At 47.0% G+C, this 517-nt stretch carries 1 pseudogene; it reads right to left on the bottom strand.

The window, feature by feature from the left end:
- Positions 1–133: 133 nt before the first annotated feature.
- A pseudogene (locus R7E78_RS30550) lies at positions 134–517 on the bottom strand (excinuclease ABC subunit UvrA); the annotation flags it as partial.

The following is a 517-nucleotide window of genomic DNA, read 5'->3' as shown; positions in this document are numbered from 1 at the left end:
GCGATTGAGAGGAACTTGTACTTTTTCAGGAGAAAGGTTGGTTCCACTTACATGTATAGTAGCCCTATATATTGCGTTGTTTTGAATGAAAAAAGACCAGCGTTGGCTGGTCTTTGTACTTTACCCGTTTTTTCTATTTCAACATAGGCTTAAGGAATCGAGCTGTGTGCGAACCTTCGATCTGAGACACATCTTCTGGTGTTCCCTGGGCAATGATCTCTCCGCCGCCTTGTCCGCCCTCTGGTCCTAAGTCGATGATCCAGTCTGCTGTTTTGATGACGTCCAAGTTATGCTCGATAACCACAACGGTATTCCCGTGATCGCGCAGGCGATGAAGTACAGTTAATAGCTGCTGAATATCATGGAAGTGCAGACCACTCGTTGGCTCATCCAGAATGTACAAGGTTTTACCCGTATCACGCTTGGATAGCTCTCTTGCCAATTTCACTCGCTGCACTTCGCCGCCTGATCATGTGGATGCCGCTTGACCTAAACGAATGTAAGACAGACCAACGTC

It is taken from the genome of Vibrio sp. YT-19(2023) (genome assembly GCF_033337395.1).
This window is presented reverse-complemented; position numbering and strand designations above follow the sequence as displayed.